The organism is Planctomycetaceae bacterium, from assembly GCA_041398785.1.
Classification (GTDB): Bacteria; Planctomycetota; Planctomycetia; order Planctomycetales; family Planctomycetaceae; genus JAWKUA01.
This window is the reverse complement of the sequence record JAWKUA010000015.1, coordinates 161,909-181,780: the sequence shown is the minus strand read 5'-3', so window position 1 is coordinate 181,780 and position 19,872 is coordinate 161,909. Positions and strand designations below refer to the sequence as shown.

13 protein-coding genes are annotated in these 19,872 nt (G+C 60.0%); all 13 read right to left on the bottom strand.

From position 1 onward, the window contains the following. Positions 1 to 22 precede the first annotated feature (22 nt). The 13 genes from R3C19_17940 to R3C19_17880 all read right to left on the bottom strand — a co-directional run bounded on the left by R3C19_17940 (position 23) and on the right by R3C19_17880 (position 19,742). Positions 23 to 1,264 (bottom strand): TIGR02679 family protein, encoded by a 1,242-nt coding sequence (locus tag R3C19_17940; GenBank protein ID MEZ6062225.1) that lies wholly within the window; start codon positions 1,262 to 1,264, stop codon positions 23 to 25. 74 nt (positions 1,265 to 1,338) lie between these two features. Further along, the gene (locus tag R3C19_17935) at positions 1,339 to 5,643 is read right to left on the bottom strand and encodes a TIGR02680 family protein (GenBank protein MEZ6062224.1); all 4,305 of its coding nucleotides are present in this window, start codon (positions 5,641 to 5,643) and stop codon (positions 1,339 to 1,341) included. Between the two features lie 100 nt (positions 5,644 to 5,743). Further along, positions 5,744 to 7,006 (bottom strand): TIGR02678 family protein, encoded by a 1,263-nt coding sequence (locus R3C19_17930; GenBank protein MEZ6062223.1) that lies wholly within the window; start codon positions 7,004 to 7,006, stop codon positions 5,744 to 5,746. A 76-nt stretch (positions 7,007 to 7,082) separates the two neighbouring features. Further along, the gene (locus R3C19_17925) at positions 7,083 to 8,690 is read right to left on the bottom strand and encodes a TIGR02677 family protein (protein MEZ6062222.1); all 1,608 of its coding nucleotides are present in this window, start codon (positions 8,688 to 8,690) and stop codon (positions 7,083 to 7,085) included. A 278-nt stretch (positions 8,691 to 8,968) separates the two neighbouring features. Then, positions 8,969 to 9,433 (bottom strand): hypothetical protein, encoded by a 465-nt coding sequence (locus R3C19_17920; protein MEZ6062221.1) that lies wholly within the window; start codon positions 9,431 to 9,433, stop codon positions 8,969 to 8,971. 7 nt (positions 9,434 to 9,440) lie between these two features. Next, positions 9,441 to 11,072, bottom strand: a complete 1,632-nt coding sequence (locus tag R3C19_17915) for an NADH-quinone oxidoreductase subunit N (protein MEZ6062220.1) — start codon at positions 11,070 to 11,072, stop codon at positions 9,441 to 9,443. A gap of 98 nt (positions 11,073 to 11,170) precedes the next feature. Then, entirely contained in the window at positions 11,171 to 12,769 is a 1,599-nt protein-coding gene (locus R3C19_17910) for an NADH-quinone oxidoreductase subunit M (GenBank protein ID MEZ6062219.1), read from the bottom strand. Positions 12,770 to 12,902: 133 nt separating this feature from the next. Beyond that, on the bottom strand, positions 12,903 to 15,371 hold the full coding sequence (gene nuoL / locus R3C19_17905; GenBank protein ID MEZ6062218.1) for an NADH-quinone oxidoreductase subunit L: 2,469 nt from the start codon (positions 15,369 to 15,371) through the stop codon (positions 12,903 to 12,905). Between the two features lie 63 nt (positions 15,372 to 15,434). Further along, positions 15,435 to 15,743, bottom strand: coding sequence for an NADH-quinone oxidoreductase subunit NuoK (gene nuoK, locus R3C19_17900; protein MEZ6062217.1), 309 nt, complete (start codon positions 15,741 to 15,743; stop codon positions 15,435 to 15,437). A 223-nt stretch (positions 15,744 to 15,966) separates the two neighbouring features. Next, entirely contained in the window at positions 15,967 to 16,581 is a 615-nt protein-coding gene (locus R3C19_17895; protein ID MEZ6062216.1) for an NADH-quinone oxidoreductase subunit J, read from the bottom strand. Next, complete coding sequence (locus R3C19_17890; protein MEZ6062215.1) at positions 16,578 to 17,972, bottom strand: complex I subunit 1 family protein; 1,395 nt, start codon at positions 17,970 to 17,972, stop codon at positions 16,578 to 16,580. The genes R3C19_17895 and R3C19_17890 overlap by 4 nt, the downstream gene beginning before the upstream one ends. Positions 17,973 to 18,183: 211 nt before the next feature. Beyond that, a complete protein-coding gene (locus tag R3C19_17885; protein MEZ6062214.1) occupies positions 18,184 to 18,639 on the bottom strand; it encodes a biopolymer transporter ExbD in 456 nt (151 codons plus the stop codon). Between the two features lie 128 nt (positions 18,640 to 18,767). After that, positions 18,768 to 19,742: a DUF3500 domain-containing protein gene (locus tag R3C19_17880; protein MEZ6062213.1), complete on the bottom strand. Its 975-nt coding sequence runs from the start codon at positions 19,740 to 19,742 to the stop codon at positions 18,768 to 18,770. Positions 19,743 to 19,872 lie beyond the last annotated feature (130 nt).

Below are 19,872 nucleotides of genomic sequence, written 5' to 3'. Positions count from 1 at the left end.
GGCGAGATGACGGACGCAGCCTTCACGTCAACCAGCGAAGGTCCGCCAGCAGTCCGGCAATCACGGACTCCTCGTCCACTGCCGTTCCCGCCGCCTGCATCCGGTGACCGAGTTCCGCGTCCCAGTCCGCCGCAACAGGCGATCCCTTCAGTTTGCGGCCGCCGGGTGACGGCACATAGTCATCGGCGCGATATCGCCACGGTTCAATCGGAAGCTGTCTCATCAGGAAATTTGCGATGCGAAGACCGCCCCAGTCAAAGTCGCCGTGGTAGACAAGTTGCTGCCCGTTGTCCGCAAGCAACGTCAACAGCCGGAGCACCGCCAGGTTCGGCTGGCCGTCCACACAGATCAGCGGGCCGCCTGCGGTTTTCAACTCGGCTGCGGCGGCGGCCACGACCGCGGGATTCTCGCAGACGAACACGCTGCGGCCTGCCGGCACGCGAAACTCCCGCGCCGGATGCCGGCGAAGCTGAGCGAACGTCAGCCGCAATGGCTCCCCCGCGTCGGCATGGCGATTCAGCGTTTGGCCGACCAGCGACGCATCGTCCGCGCGGAGGTTCCAGACCAGCACCGTCGCTGACATTTCGTCCGGAACAATGCCGACACTTTCCCAGACTCGTCGCCGCTCTCCGGCGGAACGCGGTGGTTCATCGCCCGCAAGTGCCGCCGCGGCGCCGATGACCAGTCGCCCGAGGGAAGTGCCGGAGTCCAGCGCATGAGCGTCGCCGCATGTGTCGGCGGCGAAGACAGACAGCGGCACGGCGTCGCCGATCGGCTTCGGTAATTCAGCAGTCACACGCAGAACATCGCTGACCAACCGAGCGGCCGCTTCGGGATCGGTCGCGAGTTTCTTCAGGTGACCCGACTGGCCTTTTTGCTGAAGCCACTCGGACAGCTTCTGGCGATCTTTCACGCTCCGAGCCGCGCCGTCGATCACGTCGTTCCATGCCGCGGAATCGCACTGCTTCCGCCGCGCAATATCGCGCAGAGATTCGCCGACCGCGGCTTCAACCAGTTCCGCCAGCGACAAACACCTGCCGGAACTCAGCAGAAACGATTCCAGTTCCGCGACATCGACGGTGAAGTGTCTTCCGCGCGAAGGCTGTGCGGTCAACGCTTCCAGCGCCGAGCGTTCGGTCGGTGTCACATTTCTAAGCGTAATCGAATTCTGCAACACCCCGTGAGAGCGCAGCCGCTGCGCCAGACGATCCAGCAGTCTTGACAAACGCGGCTGGCGAAGTGTGTCGACAAGTGAATCGGACATTGGCTGATGATAGCTGGCAGGTCACGTATGGATGTCGAGATTTACCGGCCGCCGGTCGACCGTCGCGCCGTTCATCATCCCTGCGACTCAACGCATTCCCGGCCGTTCCACACAAACACCGTGTTGTCGATGGCCGCCAGGTCCGGCACTCGAGTCAACTGGCAGATCGCCAGTTGCGGCACCGTGCTGTAGCAGCCCCATTCTGACTCACTGGTCATGACGACATCCAGTTCAAAGGCGGTCAGCAGTTCCATACATGCGGCCCGATTGTTGGAACTGATTCCCGCGAACACTTCGTCCATCAGAATCAACCGCGGAGCCAGCGGGTCGGCGGTTCGATAATACGCGGCTGCGGCGGCGACCTGTGGCAGAGTCAGCGCGATGGCTTTTTCGCCTCCGCTGCCGCTGCCGTAGGTGCGCCGGGTCAGAGGCTTCCAGTCCTGATCCGGGCCGCTTCGCCGATCGATGCGAAATCGGTGCCAGCGCCGATAATCCAGGGCCGTTGCCAGTTGTTCCTGTCGACTGCCCGCGTCTTCGCGTTCCCGGCTGACGGCGATTTGCTGCTGAAGAAAGTCGCCCAGCTCGCGGCGGTCGTCGTCCGACCAGGTCGCTGACGCCGTCGAAAGAACCTGGCACGCGGCGGACAGCCCGGCCGGGCCTTCGCTGTCGACTTCCCAGCGAAACCGCATCTGCATGCCGGTTCGCATCGGACGATTCGAAACTTCGCTGTTCATTGACTCGACCAGTTCGCGAGCCTGCTGCATGCGTTCATGCATCTCCCCGGCGACTTCCCCCAGCAGGTGCTTTTCCAGAATCTGCCGTTCGTTTTCGCTCAGCACGCGTTCGTGTTCCTCAACTTCCGCGTCCAGCCGTTTGACAAGCTGGTCGGGAGTCACCGCGGCGGCCTGATGCCGGATCAGCACGTAGCACAGGTTTTCGCCGACGAACTCCGGTTCAGCGTTCATGTTGAAACTCGTCAGCCGTCCCTTCAGCGGTTCCAGAGCGTTGTAGATCTGTGTCTGACTTCGCTTCCACGCGTCGTCGTTGTCGATGTCCGCAACGTTCCACGAAAGTTTCTCGATCTGCCGCGCCAGATCGACGGCCGCGGTCAGTGATGCCGGAGCGGTGATGACGTCGACCAGCCGGTCATCCGCCGACGGCAGCAGTTTCAATCTCACAAGTTCCGACAATCCCTCCGCGGCGTCCCGACGAAAGATGTCTTCCTGCTGAATACGTTCCGTCAGACTCCGCAGTTTCACTTCCAGACCGGCCGCCGCCTTGTCGGCGATGCGCAATGCGCTGCCTGACTGTTCCTGCTGCAATTCAAGCTGCCGCTGTTCGGCTTCTCTGTCGGTGATGCGCTGAGTAATCTCCTTCGCGTCCGCGCCGACCGTTTGCTGCAGTTCTTCCAGAGACGACCGCCGCTGCGCTTCGGTCAGTTCCGCTCGTCGCAGTTGAGCGATGTGGTCGGACTGTTCCGTCTGCTTGCGAGCTTCGTGATCGCGGCATCGCTGCAGCCGTTCCATGGCCGAAACCGCAGCCCGACAGGCGTCCACGGCATTCGCAAGCTGCGAACCATACGTTTCCAGCCGCAGCAGCAACTCCGACGGCTTTTCGGCCCAGTCAGACAGCCCGACGTCGCGAGCCGTGGAATCTCGCACCGCCGCCGCATCGTCTCGCTGCCGGCGAACGATGCGTTCGTGTTCCGCGGCTTCGCGAACGTGATGCCGAGCTTCATTGACCTGTTGTTCTGCCGCGTCACGCTGCGCCACGGCGGTTCGCAGCGAACCATCGTCCAGCAGCGCGTCACGATGACGATCCGCCTGATCCTGCCGCTGCTGAAGTTCGGCAAGCTGCGCTTCGATGCGCGTCGATTCGGTGACCAGCCGTGTGAGTTCCGCTGCGATGTCCGTCAGCCGGCGTTCGCGATAGGCGGCTCGCACGTCGCTGCCGATGAATTGAGGAATCGGCTTCGACCAGCATCCGGACAATGGCCCGTTCCGCCAGTTCCCCGTGGAATTCACCCACACGCGACCGCCATCGACACCGGCTCCAACGCGATCCAGAACGGCCGTGACAACATCCGCCGCGACGTCGCGGGCACGGCAGTCGCCCGACGGAGACAGCACTCGCGTCAGCCGGCGATCCGGGTCCGGAATCGCGTCATCGGTGATGGACAGAATCGTGTCGTGAGTTCCGGCATCGACGACGGAACCGTCCGGGTTCAGCCAGGCATCCAGCAATCCGGACGCCTGCAGCGCCGCTTCCCAGCCGCAACGTTCGTCATGCGGAACGGAAGGCGCAAAGTCAATCAATTCCCACAGCGGTGCTCCCGCGCGGCCCGTGCGCACGGCGGGATCGCGAGTCAGCGGCGGAGCAGGGCGAATCGGCTCTCCATCCAGCAGCCGCTGTTGCTCGTCATTCAATACTGTCTGTTCAGCGTCGATGTCCTCACTTCGCTGCTGCAGTGCCGATCGCTCGGCCGCGATGGCCTGAGAGAATACTCGCAGTCCGGAATCGGCTGCCGCGGCTGCCGGCGAAGGACCGGTCAGCGTTCTTGCCCAGTCCTTCCAGCGGTCTTCGAGTTCGTCGAAATGCGGAACTGTCACTCCGAGCGACGCTGCGACGGTGTGCCAGCGTTCAATGTCCATCCACAACGTGTCGCGAACAGCCTCCACACCGGCTTGGGCATTCACCAACTGATCGGCGGCCGACTGTTGCCGGTTCTGCGCGTCATCGAGCCTCCGGACAGCGCTCCTGAGTGCTTCACTCGCAACGTCGACGCGTTCGGTCAGTTCCGCCAGATGCTGCCCGGTCCGCAGCCAGTGAGCCACGCGATCCGTGAGCTGCGTTTCGATTTCGTCAATCGCTTCCCGCGACGGAATCTCGCCGGAATCAGAAAGTCCTCGCTGATCGGTCCCGGCGACATCCGCTTGCAAGTCGTCGCCGCCCTGGCTGCCTTCACGGGCGAGCGACGTGTCCGGCAGCAGGCTCTCAAACCGTTCGACGTGAAGCCGCTGCAGCACTTGCGGAACAGCCGCGCGAGCAGCGACTTCGTGGAATTTCGTGGCTCGATCAATCAGCCGTTTGGCTTCTTCATCGGCGGCCTCCGATTCAAGTCGCGCTTCGTTGATTTCCCGCGCGACGCGATCAGCGGCGGACCGCGCGGTCGTCATCGCTTCCGTCGCGAAGTCGTGCAACTGACGAGCGGTGTTGAGACGTTCGGCAAGCTTCATTGCCGGGTCCGCTCGCAGCGACTGCAGTGCGGCGGCCGTCGCCTTTTGCCTTGCCGCCAGCGCCGCCAGTTCGGCGGTGACACGAGCGACTTCCGCATCAGACTGCTGCTTCTGCTGTTCGGCGTCTCGAAGCTCCTTGCCCGCCTGTTCGAAGCGGCTGTGGCGAGTGCGCAGCCGACCGGCGGCGCGACGAATTCCCAGCCGCAAATGACGCCGATAGGGCTTCAGAAACTCCTGCACGGTACTTCGCGACTGCTGCAGGCCGAACAGAGTTTCCCGTTCCTGATCCAGCGACCGAAACGCGTCCGCCGCATCCGATAACAGCGTCGGAGAAATCGGCGGCATCGCTTCCCGCAGCGCCTTCTCCAGGCCGTCCAGGTCCAGCTTCTTTGCCAACTGAGGCTGCCGCAACTGCAGCAGCAAATCCTGGAGTGCGTCATAGCGCTCGTTCAGGCGAAACAGTGCTTCGTCCACCGCTCGCCGATAGTCCGTCGACGATTCAAAAACCTGCCCGAGTTCGCCCACTGCCTCCTGCAGCAGCCGCTTTGTCAGCACCCGCTTTTCCGACGTGATCAGTGACAGTTGCTGACCAACTCGCTGCGACGTCACAAACATCCAGTGATCGGTGATGCCGCGGCCCCGCACGCCGCGCATCCCCAGTCCCAGCGTCAGAAAGTGCTGCCGGCCGTCGTCGTCGAGACGGCCGAATTCGATCCACGTGTAGCCGGTGCGGTCCTGATGTTCATCCATCAGCAGATTCCACGCCACCTGCCGATTGGCATCACGATCCGGTTCGACTCGCGTGGGATGCAGGCGTCCGTCCAACAGCAATGGCAGCGTCAGCGCCAGCACACGACTCTTGCCCGCCCCGTTGTCGCCGCGAAGCAGCAACCGGCCATCCGCGAACGGAAACACTTCGTCCTGAAACAAATACAGATTCACCAGCCCGACGCGCAGCGGCTGCCACCGAACCTTCGTGGCAACGGGCAGACCGTTGCGCAGGATTCGTTCAACGGGACTCACATCATCCGGCAAGTCCGTGTTGACGGAATGCTGATGCGCGGCCACCAACTGAGCATGCTGTTCCGTATCGAACAGCAGGCCGCCGGACGTGGAAGAAGATTGTTCCGGAGTGTGCGTCACTTTCGTCGATTGCCGGGTCGTAAACGGTGTTGGCCGGTGAACAGGTTGTGAGCCGTCGTCTGTCGGCGGAACCCCATGGACTTCTCGATCCCGGACGATCTCACAGCAGACTCTGCTGGCGAAGCTTGCTGACCGGTTCCGGTTCGGCCAGGCGATATCGCGCGATGGCCGGAAGCGGCTGAATGCGATGGCCGCGCACCAGAATCAACCGCAGCGATTCCAGCACGCGCACCACGTCGTCCGTCAGCAGTTGCACTCCGTCTTCGCCCGAAACGTTCTTCCGCCAGTGACTTTCATGTTCCGTCGCCAGGTCTGTCAGGTGCTGCCGAAGTTCGTCGATGGTTACCGTTCCCGAAGACCCGTCGCGGCGCTTTTCCGCAAGCCATTCGGCCACCAGCAGCACGGCGTGACCGCGAGTTCCCTGTTCCGGCAACCGGAAGTCAGACAGGTCACCGTCAGCGTCCAGGAGAGCGATACCTTCCTGGCGAACTTCCGCCGCCAGACCGGTCGCTTCTTCGACTTCGCCTACCAGACGGACTCGCTGAAATCGCAGATATTCGATTTCGTGTTCGTTCAGATCGTCCTGATAGACGACGGAATCGTCCAGCATTCGCCGCACCAGCCGATACTGCAGTTCGCGGCTGCGAGGTTCCTCACCTTCGGGTCGGGCCGATGCCTGCATGGCTTCCATGCGATCGTCCAGCGAATCTTCGTCGACCGTCGAAGGTCCGCGAGCAACGCTTAGCGCGGCGCCCAGCACGGCATGATCGACCCGGTACAGGCAGTCTCCGTCGCCTCGCAGATACAGCGAATCATCACCGTCCAGCCGAGTCAGAATCTGAAGTTCGTTCAGCAGCCGCATGACACAAACCAGGTCGCGACGATGCGGCTGAGTTCGCAGATCCAGTTCGAATCCGGTTGCCGCGAGTCTGGCGCTGGTGGCCGCCGTCGCTTCAACACGTTCCGCAACCTGCCGCAGTGTCGTCTGCCGATCTTCCCCGCACAGCACGGACATCGTCAAACAGAACAGTGCATACCTGCGGCGAGTCAGCGGCGTCCGGTTGATCGGATCGATGGCGCCGCGAGTGGCGTCATCGTCGCTGGATGACGTCTTTTCCAGCCGAGCCAGCCCCGGCTGAACTCGCAGCGTCCAGCCCGGCCAGTGAGCAAACCACGTGGCCAGATGCTCCTGATGACGCCGCACCAGCCGATAGGTGTCCGCCGTTTCTCCGCCAGCCGGAAGCAGCGGCCGCATCAGCAATGCTCGCAGCGCCTGTCGCCGTTCCTGCGCAACCTGGGCGTTGACTTCTTCCCGCAGTCGCTCAGGCGCCGTAAGGCGTGAAGTTGTCGAATGGCGCGGCATGCTGTTTCAGTCTTCAGTTCTGAAATTTGAAATTTGAAATTAGAGATCTGAAATCTAAAATTTCAGATCCGCGACTTCACTTCCCTTCAACCAGCTCAATTTCAAACGTCGCATCCCGCAAATTCAACTGCCCTGCCTCCGTGGCAATCGTCGCCGCGAAGTCGTGCACCGAGTCGCCATCATCATCTGACCAGTCGACCGTCATCTTCAGCCGCCCGTCTTTGGAAATACCGAATGACGCCGGCTGGTCGCGACGGTTGTCAACGGCGTCACCGATCAGTTCCATCAGCAGAGCAAACGCCGCAGCGGGCAGAAAATCGGCTTCCGAAAAGCGGCGACGACCGAGTGCCACCAGATACTGTCGTGTCTCGGCCTCCTGCTGCCGTTCCCGCTGGAGCCGACGCTTCAGTTCGCGTCGGGCATCGCTGGTGTCGATGATGCCGCGAGTCGCGCTGGCAGTCCGCTGACGCCCCGACTTTCGCAGTTGCGGATCGATCACCACCGGTCGGGCGTCCGCCCAGGGCGTGTCAGCAGACGTGGGATCCGCGTCTTCTTCCTGCAGCCGGCCGACATCGACAGTCAGATGCCGCGCCGCTGAAAGCCCGAACGCCGCTCGCCAAAGTCGATGCGCTGAACGGTCATCCTCCGCTTCGGCAAACCACGTGGCCAGTTCCCGAAAGTCGGCCGCCCGGTCGCTCTTATTACCCTGCCGCAGCCGCTGCTGCTGAGCCAGCGCCAGCACACGCGGAATCGCGGCTCGTGCGGCGATCTGCAACTGTCGCGATTGCGCCGGCGTCGCAGCATCGTCCAGAAACCACCGCCGCAGACCCTGCCAGCGCTTTCGCCAGAGTGACAGCGTTTCCGTTCGCATCGCCCGACCGGTCGGATCGGCGGCGTCGTAGCTGCCTCGCGTCTCGACCAGTGTGACCGCGTCGAGCAAAGCGTCCGACGCCGGAGCCAGCGTGTTCAATACGTCGGCAATCCGAGCCCCGCGAGTCACCAGTTCCCCGACGAATTCCGTCAGGTATTCGATCAGCCGTTCCTTGTATTCCAGAAACGCGTCCAGGTCACTGCGGCGTGATTCCGTCTGTTCGTGCAGCCAGCGAAAAAACGACTGAGCCCGGGTGGTGAGGTCTTCGACGTCGGCAACAATCTGCCGCAGCGTCCCAAAGGCCTTTTCGCCGTCGATCGGCGTGGTCGCCACAAGCACACTTAACTGAGACAGGTGATCGTGAATCCGCCCCAGCGCCGCGGCATCCAGCGTAATGCGACGATTCAGCCGGCTGAGAAAGTGCTGCGCCGCTTCCTGAGCAGCCTCACCCGCCGCCGTCAACTGATACTGCAGCCGACGCCGGTGAAAGTCCGCCAGCGTGGCAACATCCGCATTGTCGTTATAGGCCTCCAGCACACCCCAGTGGCACAACTGGGTCAGCGCGGCTTCGACGCCTTCGGTCCCTCCGTCCGCAGCGATATTCAACTGCGACAAACGCGAAGCGACTTCAGCCGGTCGCAGGTGCAGCAGAAATCCGGCCTTTGCGTCCGCAAAAACTTCCACGATGGCATGGTAAAGCGAACACTTTTCGGCAGTCAGATAGGAAAGAGCCGCGAAGGAACCTTCCGCGGTAACGCCACCATCACGGGAAACCGGATCGGTCGAAATGACAGCTTGGCTAACCGGTGACACGATAACGCTGCGCCGCGACGAAAGGGAGAGACGACGGGAAACCCATCCATCGTTCGCTGCGGAATCGCCGATTTCAACCGTCCGGAACCGCTCGTCGCCGATTTTGGGAGATCCAGCAGCTCACGAACGTCCCTGAAGCCGCGATCGGATCTGCCGAACCGGTGCCCATGGCTGACCGATCGGATGGAAGCACGGACCGACCGCGTGTGATGAACGACAGGGCAATCCGACGCTGAATCGCGGAACGGTCTGCGATACGGTCGTCCGCGACACGGTCTCTACGCCGATGCCGACGTTGCCGCTGATGGCGCCGAAAACTGCTGCTGCACGTCGCCGAGGGCTTTCCGGATTTCGCCTTCGTGAATCGCCACCTGGTTCAGGAGTTCTATCGCTTCGGTATCGCCTGCCTCACGCAGCGTCCGCATGGCCGAGTCCAGACGACCCTGAATCACTCCCTGGCTGTGTTTGAGCCCGTCCAGCATCGCCTGCAGCGAAATGAAGTGCATGTCCGTGTATTCTGTCGGGAATGAACCGAAATCCGTCGGCCATTCGCGTTCCAGCAGCAGATTTGCGACCAGGCTGACGTCCTGTCGCTGACGGGCGGCCAGCACTTCGACTTCGTCTCGGACCGCCCCGTGCGCTTCATCGACCCATGGCCAGCTTTCCGCAACATACTGCAGAAACCCGCGCGCCATCTGAATCAGGACGCCGTTCAAGATCGATTCACTGTGCGAGCTTGCCATGTCACCCTCAGAAACCGCGTGCCGTCACGGCCGGAAAGACGGAATTGGCCGCTTCTCCGGCGATTGCGCTAAGACCATCCGGCAGCCACGGTGCCATTCCCAGCAGCAACACAAACAGTGCCAGCAATACCACGTAAGAACCTTCCACCGCCGGCAGCGGAACTCTGCGAGCATCCGCCGGACGTTCATCCAGAAACATCGTCTTCAGGACCCGCAGGTAGTAGAACAGGCTGAACACGGTATTCAGACCGCCGAAGGCCAAAACCACATACATCGACCAGTGCAGTTCCCCCGCCTTGTAGAGCGACGCAAAAATCATCAGTTTTCCGACAAACCCGCCAAACGGTGGCATGCCGACAAGGCTGAACATGCAGATCATCATGCAGATGCAAAGCACCGGACTTTGAGACACAAGCCCCTTATAGCTGTCAATCTCTTCGCTGAACGTGTAGTTGCGGATCAGCGCCACAATCGCAAACGCACCCAGATTCATGAACAGATATACCGCCAGGTAATACAGCAATGCCCCGATACTTTTGTTGATGTCATCACCCAGCGCCGGAGCCTGTTCGCTGTTCTGCATGATCAGCATCGCGGCAACAGCCATCAGCATATAGCCCGCGTGTGCAATCGTTGAATAAGCGAGCAGCCGCTTGACGTTACTCTGCGAATAGGCGGCCAGGTTTCCGAACGTGGTTGTGATGATGGCAATCACTCCCAGGCCGATGCCAAATGCCGTCATCAGATGCGCGGTCGACGGGTTGCCGGACAGCGACACGCAGAATCTCACCAGCAACCCGAATGCGCCTGCTTTTGACGCCACGGAAAGAAAGCCGCCGACTTCCGCAGATGCTCCTTCAAAGGCATCCGGGCACCAGAAATGAAATGGTACCAGTGATAACTTGAAGGCCAGCCCGACCATGACCAGCATGACACCCAGGGTTACGGCTCGCACTTCGGCGTCCGCCAGACCGGCCACGCCACCCTCCGCGACAACGCGAAGTCGGTCGCTCAGAAGGCTCATGTCACCCGTGCCCAGGACACCGGCGACCAGGCTGATTCCATACAGCATGACGCCCGCCGCGCCGGCACCGTAGACGACGTACTTCAGAGCCGCTTCGCTGCTGGGCTTGCGTCCCTTCAGAAAACCGACCATGACATAACTGGGAACGCTGGCCATTTCGACTGCCAGGAACAGCATCAGCAGGTTGTTCGCGCTGGCCATCAGCATCATGCCGATCGTGGCGCCAAACAGCAGCGAATAGAAGTCCGGGCCGTCTTCGTTGTCCGGGATTCCGGTCAGTACCGTCAAGGCGATCGTCAGGATCAGGAACAACGAAAGAAAGATCCTGAAATAGACGCTGAACAGATCCTGCACCAGCAGTCCCGTGAAGAACTGCTGAGAGAATTCCGTCGGCTGGGCGGCAATGTGGCCGGACTGTGAGTACGCCGCCAGGGCAGCGGCCACCGCACCGCCGAGCGCCACGACATACGCAGGCAGAAACCGGTCAATACTGAACAGCCGGAACAAGAGCATCAGCACAATCGTGCCGCTGAGCCAGAGTTCCGTGCTGAAGAAACTCAGCGAGGAATCCGTCGTGTCGTGAATCAGTTGTTCAAGAAGCTGGGAGAACGCCATCGCGTTGTTACCGAGTAAAGGCCTGTGGTTCAGATGCCAGGCAGCGGCACGTCGCATTGTCCGGCATGCACGCCGGTGATGCGGATCCGGAGAAACACCTAACGGGATGCCTGCAACTGAGTGTTCGCCGCTCGTTCATATCCCTGTTGCATGGTTTCGACCAACTGAGCGGTTGACGGTTCCATCACATCGAACATCAGTCGCGGATAGACACCCAGGATGATTGCAAACGCCAGCAACACTGCGGCGACAGTCGCTTCACGACCGTTGATCGGCGTGATGGCTTCCGCATGAGGCCCCCGGTACTCCGGTCCCAGATAGACTCGCTGCAATGCCCACAGAATGTAGCCTGCCGTCAGAATCACACCGCTGGCCGCGACGATGGCCAGCAGTGGACTGTAGTTCCAGGCACTCAGCACAACAAAGATTTCGCCGATGAAACCGCACAGTCCGGGCAGCCCCAGTCCGGCAAAGAACAGGCCGGCCGCCAGTCCGCTGTACAGCGGCATCTTTGCCATCAGCCCGCCGAACTGGTTCAGATCACGATGGTGTACGCGATCGTAGATCACGCCCACCATAAAGAACATGCCGGCGGAGGAGACACCGTGAGCAATCATCTGAAACATCGCTCCGTTGATTCCCATCAGCCACATATTGCTGTTTTGGATGCCTCCCGTTGTTTCACTGATCTTCCAGACGGCAACACCGATCAGCACATAACCCATGTGACTGACCGAACTGTAAGCCACCAGTCTCTTGAAGTCCGTCTGCGCCAGCGCAGCGAAAGCTCCGTAAATGATACTAACGACGCCGATGCCGACCATTGCGTATGCCGCGTACTGGGCTCCATACGGACACAGCGGGAACGCGATGCGAATGATCCCGTAACCACCCATTTTCAGCAGCACACCCGCCAGAATCATGCTGATGGGAGTCGGAGCCTCGACGTGAGCATCCGGAAGCCAGGTATGCACCGGAAACGCGGGCAGCTTGATGGCGAAGCCGATGAACAGCAGCCAGAACGCTGTGACCTGCATTGTGGGACTCAGCAGTGTCCGCACCTCACCGCTTGTGCCCGCTGCAGCTTTCGCCAGTTCGATCAGATTAAAGCTGTGAACACCGCCGCCGCTGCCGAAGTAGAACATCAGCATGGCGATCAGCATCAGCACGCTGCCCGCCAGCGTGTACAGAAAGAACTTGATCGCCGCATATTCCTTGCGTGGTCCGCCCCAGACGCCGATCAGGAAGTACATCGGCAGCAGCATGACTTCCCAGAACACGTAGAACAGGAAGAAGTCCAGCGACAGAAACACGCCCAGCATTCCGCTTTCCAGCAGCAGAAACAGGATGAAATACCCCTTGTGCTGTTTGTTAATGCTCCACGAAGCAACGGCCGCCAGCATGCTGACGAAACTGGTCAGCACAACCAGCGGCAGGCTGATGCCGTCAACGCCAAGTCGGTAGTAGACATTCCACGTCGGAATCCAGTTAGCACTCACTTCGAACGCGATCCCCGACTTGTCCGGCAGTGCGACATACTGAAACCACAGGAAGACCGTCAGCACAAAGGTCGCAACTGTAACGCCCAGCGACCAGCCTCGGATCACTTCCACGTGCCGCTTGTCAAAGAATGCCAAAAGCAGCGCACCTAAGGCGGGCAGAAAGATAATGGCTGAAAGTAGAGTTGCTTGGTTCATTGTTGACCTACAGCCGTAAAGCTGACTCAGATTGAATGTTGTCTTCGGATCTCAGCGGGATTTCATCAAATTGCCGGTGTTGAGCCGGCATTTCACATTGCGTCGAGCGACAGGTGCCGGACACCAGCCGACTCTACCCCGGAAACGTTGTGAACAGGACGGCAAACAATGCAACGACGCCGACAACAATAAACATCACGTATTGACGAAGATTGCCGGTCTGAATGACCTTCAGAGACCGCCCGAACGAAAATGTCGCAGCCGCCAGCATGTTGACGAAACCGTCGATCAGCTTTTCGTCAAACAACCGGTCCCACTTCGAAACGAGCACCATCGCCTTGGCCGACCCATGCAGGATTCCGTCGAAAATCGTGCGATCGATCCACGCACAGAAAGCCCCCACCACATGAGCAGGCTTCATGAACAGTGCATCATACAGTTCGTCGAAATGCCACTTGTTGACCAAGAAGCCATGAACGCCGGACAACTGCCGCTTGATCTCCGCAACGTTCACGGCATTTGTCCCATAGAACACAAATGCCATCAAAGTTCCCGCAAAGGCAGCGATCAGCGCCCACGCTCCGGCATCGTCATGGACGGCCTGAACAGCAATGTGTCCCGGCATGACCAGCCCGGCCGTCGCCATTCCCGCAGCAACATGTGCCGGCTCGTCGCCGGTCAACAGACGAAACAGCTTGCCATGTTCGCCGCCAATCGCACAGAAAGCGGCAAAGACTGACAGCACCAGCAACGGTCCTGTCATCACCCACGGCGATTCATGGGCGTGGTCGTAAATATGCTGGTCTCGCGGCTTGCCGACAAACGTGTAGAACCACAGCCGGAACATGTAGAACGCCGTGATTCCGGCGGTCAACAGCGGGATAAAGAACAGCAGGAAGTGTCCGGGATTGGCCTTAATGAACGCCAGAGCCGTGGCCACGATGGCATCCTTCGAATGAAACCCCGAAAACGCAATCGAGGTCCCCGGAATCGCCAGTCCACTGATTGCAATCACCCCAACCAGCATCGTGATTGCTGTGACGGGCATCTTCTTCAGCAGCCCGCCCATTTTGGGCATTTCCTGTTCGTGATGACAGCCATGAATCACGCTGCCCGAACACAGGAACATAAGCGATTTGAAAAACGCGTGTGTAATCAGGTGGAACAGCCCGGCTCCCCAGCCGAACACGCCCAGTCCCAGCATCATGTAGCCAAGCTGACTGATCGTGGAATAGGCCAGCACCTTCTTGATGTCCGTCGCCACGACAGCAATGGTCGCCGCCAGAAACAGGGTGATGCAACCGACATATGCGATGACCAGCAGAACTTCCTGAGCGAACATCGGGAAGAATCGCCCGACAAGATAGACTCCTGCCGCAACCATCGTCGCCGAGTGAACCAGCGCGGACACAGGAGTCGGGCCTTCCATCGCGTCCGGCAGCCAGGTTTGCAGCGGAAACTGTGCACTCTTGCCGATACATCCGCCGAAGACGCCAAGCCCCGCGACGATCAGGAGTGAATACGGGATTGTCCGGTTGGAACCGCTTGCATCCTGCAGCGCATTTCCCGAGACATCGGTCAGCAGAACGTCGCCCGTTTCCGCGTCACGCAGGAATTGCCCATCGTCACCGCGATGAGCCATGCTGAACAGCCCCGGCTGCGTCGTTCCACCATCGACGATCGTGTCGCCGAAACGAAACGTGCCGAAGAACGTCCACAGCACCATCAGTCCGATCAGAAAACCAAAGTCGCCGACGCGGTTCATAATGAACGCTTTATTGGCGGCATTGCTGGCGGTTTTTCGTTCGGTGTAGAAACCGATCAGTAGGTAGCTGCAGATCCCGACCAGCTCCCAGAACACAAACACCTGAAAAATGTTGCCCGCCAGCACCAGGCCAAGCATCGAAAAACTGAACAGCGACAGAAAGGCAAAGAACCGGTAGAAGCGACCCGGCCGATGCACGTGCTTACCGTCAGACGTATGAGCCGAATGATCGACGTATTCGTCGGTCAGCTCATCACTCATGTAACCCATCGCAAACACGTGAATGCAGGTTGCAATCAGGGTCACCATCGTAAACATCACCAGCGTCAGGCTGTCGATGTAGTAATCAATGGAGACTTCCAGGCTGCCAAACGTCGCCAGCCGGTAGATCGTTCCTGAGTAGACAGTCCGGCCTTTGCCGCCGGTACCTTCCGACTCATGGGCATCGGAATCCGACGACTCACCTTCCGCCTGAGCAACCGTCAGGATCGCAGGCGATTCCGGCCGAACCGAAACGTGTTCATGCGGCGCTTCTTCGTGATGATGCCCATCGCCGCCATGGCCGTCACCGTTTTCGTGATCATCGCTGTCGTGAGCGCCGCCATGCTCATCATGAGAAAGCCAGCCACCTTCACCCCAGGCGTGATTCGCGTTGCCCCAGATCAACAGAGCAGAGGCACTGCACACGAACCCGGCTCCTATGCAGAACACCGCCAGCAGCGCCGCAGCTTTGCTGTGACGAGATCCCCAATAGCCGCCGAATATCTCAACCGCAAACCCAACCAGGGGCAGCAGCCACGCGATCATCAGCAGCCATTTCAGCGTTTCGCCGACCATTGCTTTTCCGGGATTTCGTAACCAGTTTCAAAGAACGGAATCAATACTCATTCAGCGCGGGGATCAGCCCTTCAGCTTGTTGCCTCGGTCCACATCGATCGTCAGGTGATTGTTGTAGAAGTTCAGAGCAATCGCTAACGCAACCGCCGCTTCGGCTGCCGCAAGCACGATCACGAACAGAGAAAAGACCTGACCATCCAGCCCCAGTGCCGTGTACTTCGAGAACGCAACAAAGTTGACATTCGCGCCGTTCAACACCAGCTCAACCCCCATCAGTACGCCGATGCCATTGCGCTTGGTGGCCATACAAACCACGCCACAGACAAACAGCACGGCTCCAACCAGCAGATAAGATGTGAGGTCGGGTTGCATACCTGGCGGCCCCCGGTGGGTGCTTAAGGTGATCAGAAACAGCCCGGACCGCAGCAGCCCGGCAAACTCAATTCCGCCAGCACTCGCTCAGCGGAAATAACCATTGAGAAGGCCTGAAAAAGGGACAATCGCCGACCGGATGCCACGACTTTCGAAATTGCCGCACATCTTCCCGGCACCAGCCCCGCCCTGCGGCTCCCCCTGTGACTCTTCAGACAAACGGTCAGCCGGACGCGGCATCCCGCCGTCGCTTTGCTCGTGCCAGGTATGCGGCACCGATCAGCACAACCAGCAAGTGAACGGAGGCGATTTCGAACGGCAACAAATATCCGGTACTCAGAGATTTCGATCCGCCTCCCAGATCCAGCTCCGGCCGCGCACCGAGCAGACTAAGCCCCAGTGGCCGCAGAGTGTTTCCTTCCGAGCCGCCCTGAAATTCCTGAACTTCGCCCGATCGACCAGACGACGCCAGAACACGGTTCTTTGTACCGGCCCAGTCGACGCCGCTGAGTGATGAAAAAACAACAAACAGAAACAACAACCCAACCAGCCCGGCGACAACCGTTTCGCCGGGAGACGTAACAATTTTCAAATACGGACCACTGGCCGTCAGCATCACGCCAAACACCAGCAGGACAAGAGTTCCGCCGACGTAAATCAAAAGCTGCGTCGCGCCCACGAAGTCAGCGTCAACAAGAAAGAAGAGTGCCGCCGTGCTGCCCAGCGCAATCACCAGCCAGAACGCCATACGAGCGACGCTTTGGCTGACAACAACCGCCACCGCACCAATGCAGGTGGCAACGGCGAATACGGTAAACAGCAGCGATTCCGCATTCATTGAACAGCCTCCCGCATCGTCAGCCCGACTCCGACCGACGGGACCGTACTGTGCCCACCGGCGGAATGCCCCGAATCCACATCGGGAGCATCGTGAGGATCCACGGGAGCACCGTGAGGATCCGCGGGAGCAATTCCGGATACAGGAGCCGGCGCCTGACCAACACCAGTGATTGCCGCGCGAGCCGCCTCAACACTGACTGCCAGCCGATCCCCGAGCGGATCAGCAAGCGTTGTCCGCTGCATGCCGACTCGAAGCATCAGCGGCCAGACAATCGCCCCCAGAAACAGAAAGCAACTGATCGGAATCAGGTATTTCAGACACGTGGTCATCACCTGATCGATTCGCAGGCGAGGAAGCGTCCAGCGAAGCCAGATCTGCACAAACACCAGCAACCCGGCCTTGGTCGCAAACACGAAGGCCCCAAGAACATTGGCCAGGTACCCAACGACCCACGCACTGCCGACACTATCAGCACCGGCACTCGTCGCCCGCGCGCCTGACAGCATTGCGTCCAAATGCGGGATTCCGGTTGCCCAGCCGCCCAGAAAGATCACGGATGCGACGCCGCAAACAACAAACATGCTGGCATATTCTCCCATGAAGAAGAACGACCATCTCATGCCGCTGTATTCCGTATGGAAGCCGCCAACCAGTTCGCTTTCCGCTTCAGCAAGGTCAAAGGGTGCTCGCTTGCAACTGGCCGTTGCCACGGTGAAGTACACAAAGAAGGCGATAAACGTAAACGGGTCGTGAAACACAAACCAGTTTTGAAACCCGCCAGACTGCATGTCACCGATTTCACCAAGATTCAGCGAACCAGCAGCAACGATCGGGACCAAAGCGCAGATCGCCAGCGGGATCTCGTAGCTGACCATCTGGGCGGCTTCCCGCATTCCGCCAAACAGCGACCACTTGGAGCCACTGGAGTATCCGGCCATGATGATGCCGAACACTTCCAGAGACAGGATCGCCACAAGAATGAACAGCCCGCAGTCCGCTGCGACGGCGACCCAGCCGTGGCTGAACGGAAGCACGGCAAAGGCCGCGAACGACGCCACACAGACAATATACGGAGCCGACCGAAACAGCAGGGAGTCAGCGGCGGGAGGGCACAGGTCCTCTTTTTGAATCAGCTTGATTCCGTCGGCCAGCGACTGCAGCCAGCCGAATTTGCCTCCCACACGGGTCGGTCCAAGCCGGTCCTGAATGCGCCCGGAAACCTTCCGTTCCAGCCAGATGAAGAAGAACGGACACAGCGAAAATACTGCAAACAGCAACGCCGCGTGAAGCACCGCCGCAGCGACAAACGCCCAGCCCTCGGGCAGCGATTCAACGTTCAGGCTCTCGAAGAAACCGACGAGAGTATTTGCGGCAAATGTGAGATTCATTTCCAAAACCACCGGCGGTTCGTCCGCACACGCCGGGCTACTGCCATGGTGAACCTGATGTGGGCTCAAAGCGGGTCAGACGACAACGGTCGGGAACTATGACAAAAGCAAAAGTCGACTGCAACCAACGCCAATCGGCTTTCGCAACACTGCGTTGACTTCCGCCGACTGGTCGAATCAACCGAGATTCGTTCCCGCTTTTGGGAAGGCGTCATCGGCGAACGGCGAACGAAATCACCTCAAACGACAGGCTCTGGCAGAGGTCGTACACGGCGATGAACTGCTGCGTCGGGACGGCGTCGTCGACGTCCAGAATGATGCGGGACCGTCGATCCAGGTCAGCCAGTCGGGCCAGCGTCGCGGTCAGTTCTCCAGGCCCGGAAACGATCCGGTCGTTCACTTCGATCCCGACTCTTCCCGCGCCATCCGGAGCCCGCAGACGAATCATGACCTCCGGCGACTTCCATTCGTCCGGGTCCGGTTCGGCGATCTCCACTTTGGAATCGGTCACTCCAGCGCGCAATTCGGCCGGCAGCAAGGCATCCGGCGTCTGGCCGATAGAGGCGCAGACGAAAAAGACCAGCAGCAGAAAGACAACGTCGATCATCGGCGTCATCGTTTCCGCATCCAGCGAACTTCGCCGGTTGTGATGGCTGGGAATCCGCATCCTTGAATCGCCCGGCAACGGCCGACAACATCGATGAACCCGAGACCGACGGGCCAGGCGACCGCAGGGCCGCCTGACCCGAACTATCGGGTTAATGGAACAGACTGTGAATCACAACCGGTGCGGGTCTACACGGCCTTCGCCTGTCCGATATTGATATAGGCATGCACGTGCGGAGCACCGCGGAAATGCCAGACGAACGCGGGCCCTTCGACTCGCCAGATGTCCCACGTGCCGTCGTTCTGCAGATCGTCCTGCTGATAGAACGCCATGTGCAGCTTTTCGACTCCGCCGGAATCCTTCACGATCTGCATCACTTCATCGATGTCTTCCTGGCGATAGGGAGCCAGCAGGACGGCCAGCGTTTTTTCGACCAGTTGCTTTTGATCGTCCTTCAGGTCACCCACGCTGATGCCCGGAAACGCGCCGCCATCGCCCTGGATCTGCACGGCGGCTTCAGCCGGAGCCTTCTTCAGCAGCGCTGCGGACCGCTGGTCGGTGTCCAGAGCCTGAAAGACCTCGTTGGCCTGCCGGGTCTGAGCGAAGTAGAGATTCTTTGACGGATCGCCTTCTTCACCGTGGCCGTATACGATGCCGCCGCCGAAAGCGGCTTTTTCCACGCTGTTTCCGTCGGCCCGCAGCGTCAGGTGGCGACCGGTCAGTTCAAATTCGAAATCGCCGTCGCCCGGCTTTCCGAAGACAGCGACGCTGTACTGGTCAAGCCCGCCGTTGTCATCCAGCGTCTGCAGTTCTACTGTCTTGAAGCCATCTTCGCTGGTAAGCCCCTTCACGATCTCACCGATCATCGCTCGCTGTTTGTCGCTGTAGAAGTCACTGCCGATTTCCAGATCGGTGATCAGCCAGTTCGCGTTGATCTTCTTGCGCAGATCATGATCGAAACCGAAACAGATCTTGCCGCGCTGCGCCTCCGACAGGGAATCGTAAAACTCCTTCACGACCGTTTCCGCCGCTGACGACGGCGTTGGTCCGGCGAACATTCCCGCCATCAGATTTCCGCCGCAGGTGGCAAGTGCGGCTCCGGCTCCCAGTACCTGAACAAATTCGCGACGAGAAACGGGCGACTTCGTGACGTGACGGCTCATGGCGGCAACCTTTCGTAAAGAATCGATCGGCAAGCGGAGGAGGAACACGGGCAAGCCCGCTGCAGTCGATGCCGGCCACTTCACGTGAGGAATCGGCAGCGACCCCGTGTATTCCCACAAGCCGATATGC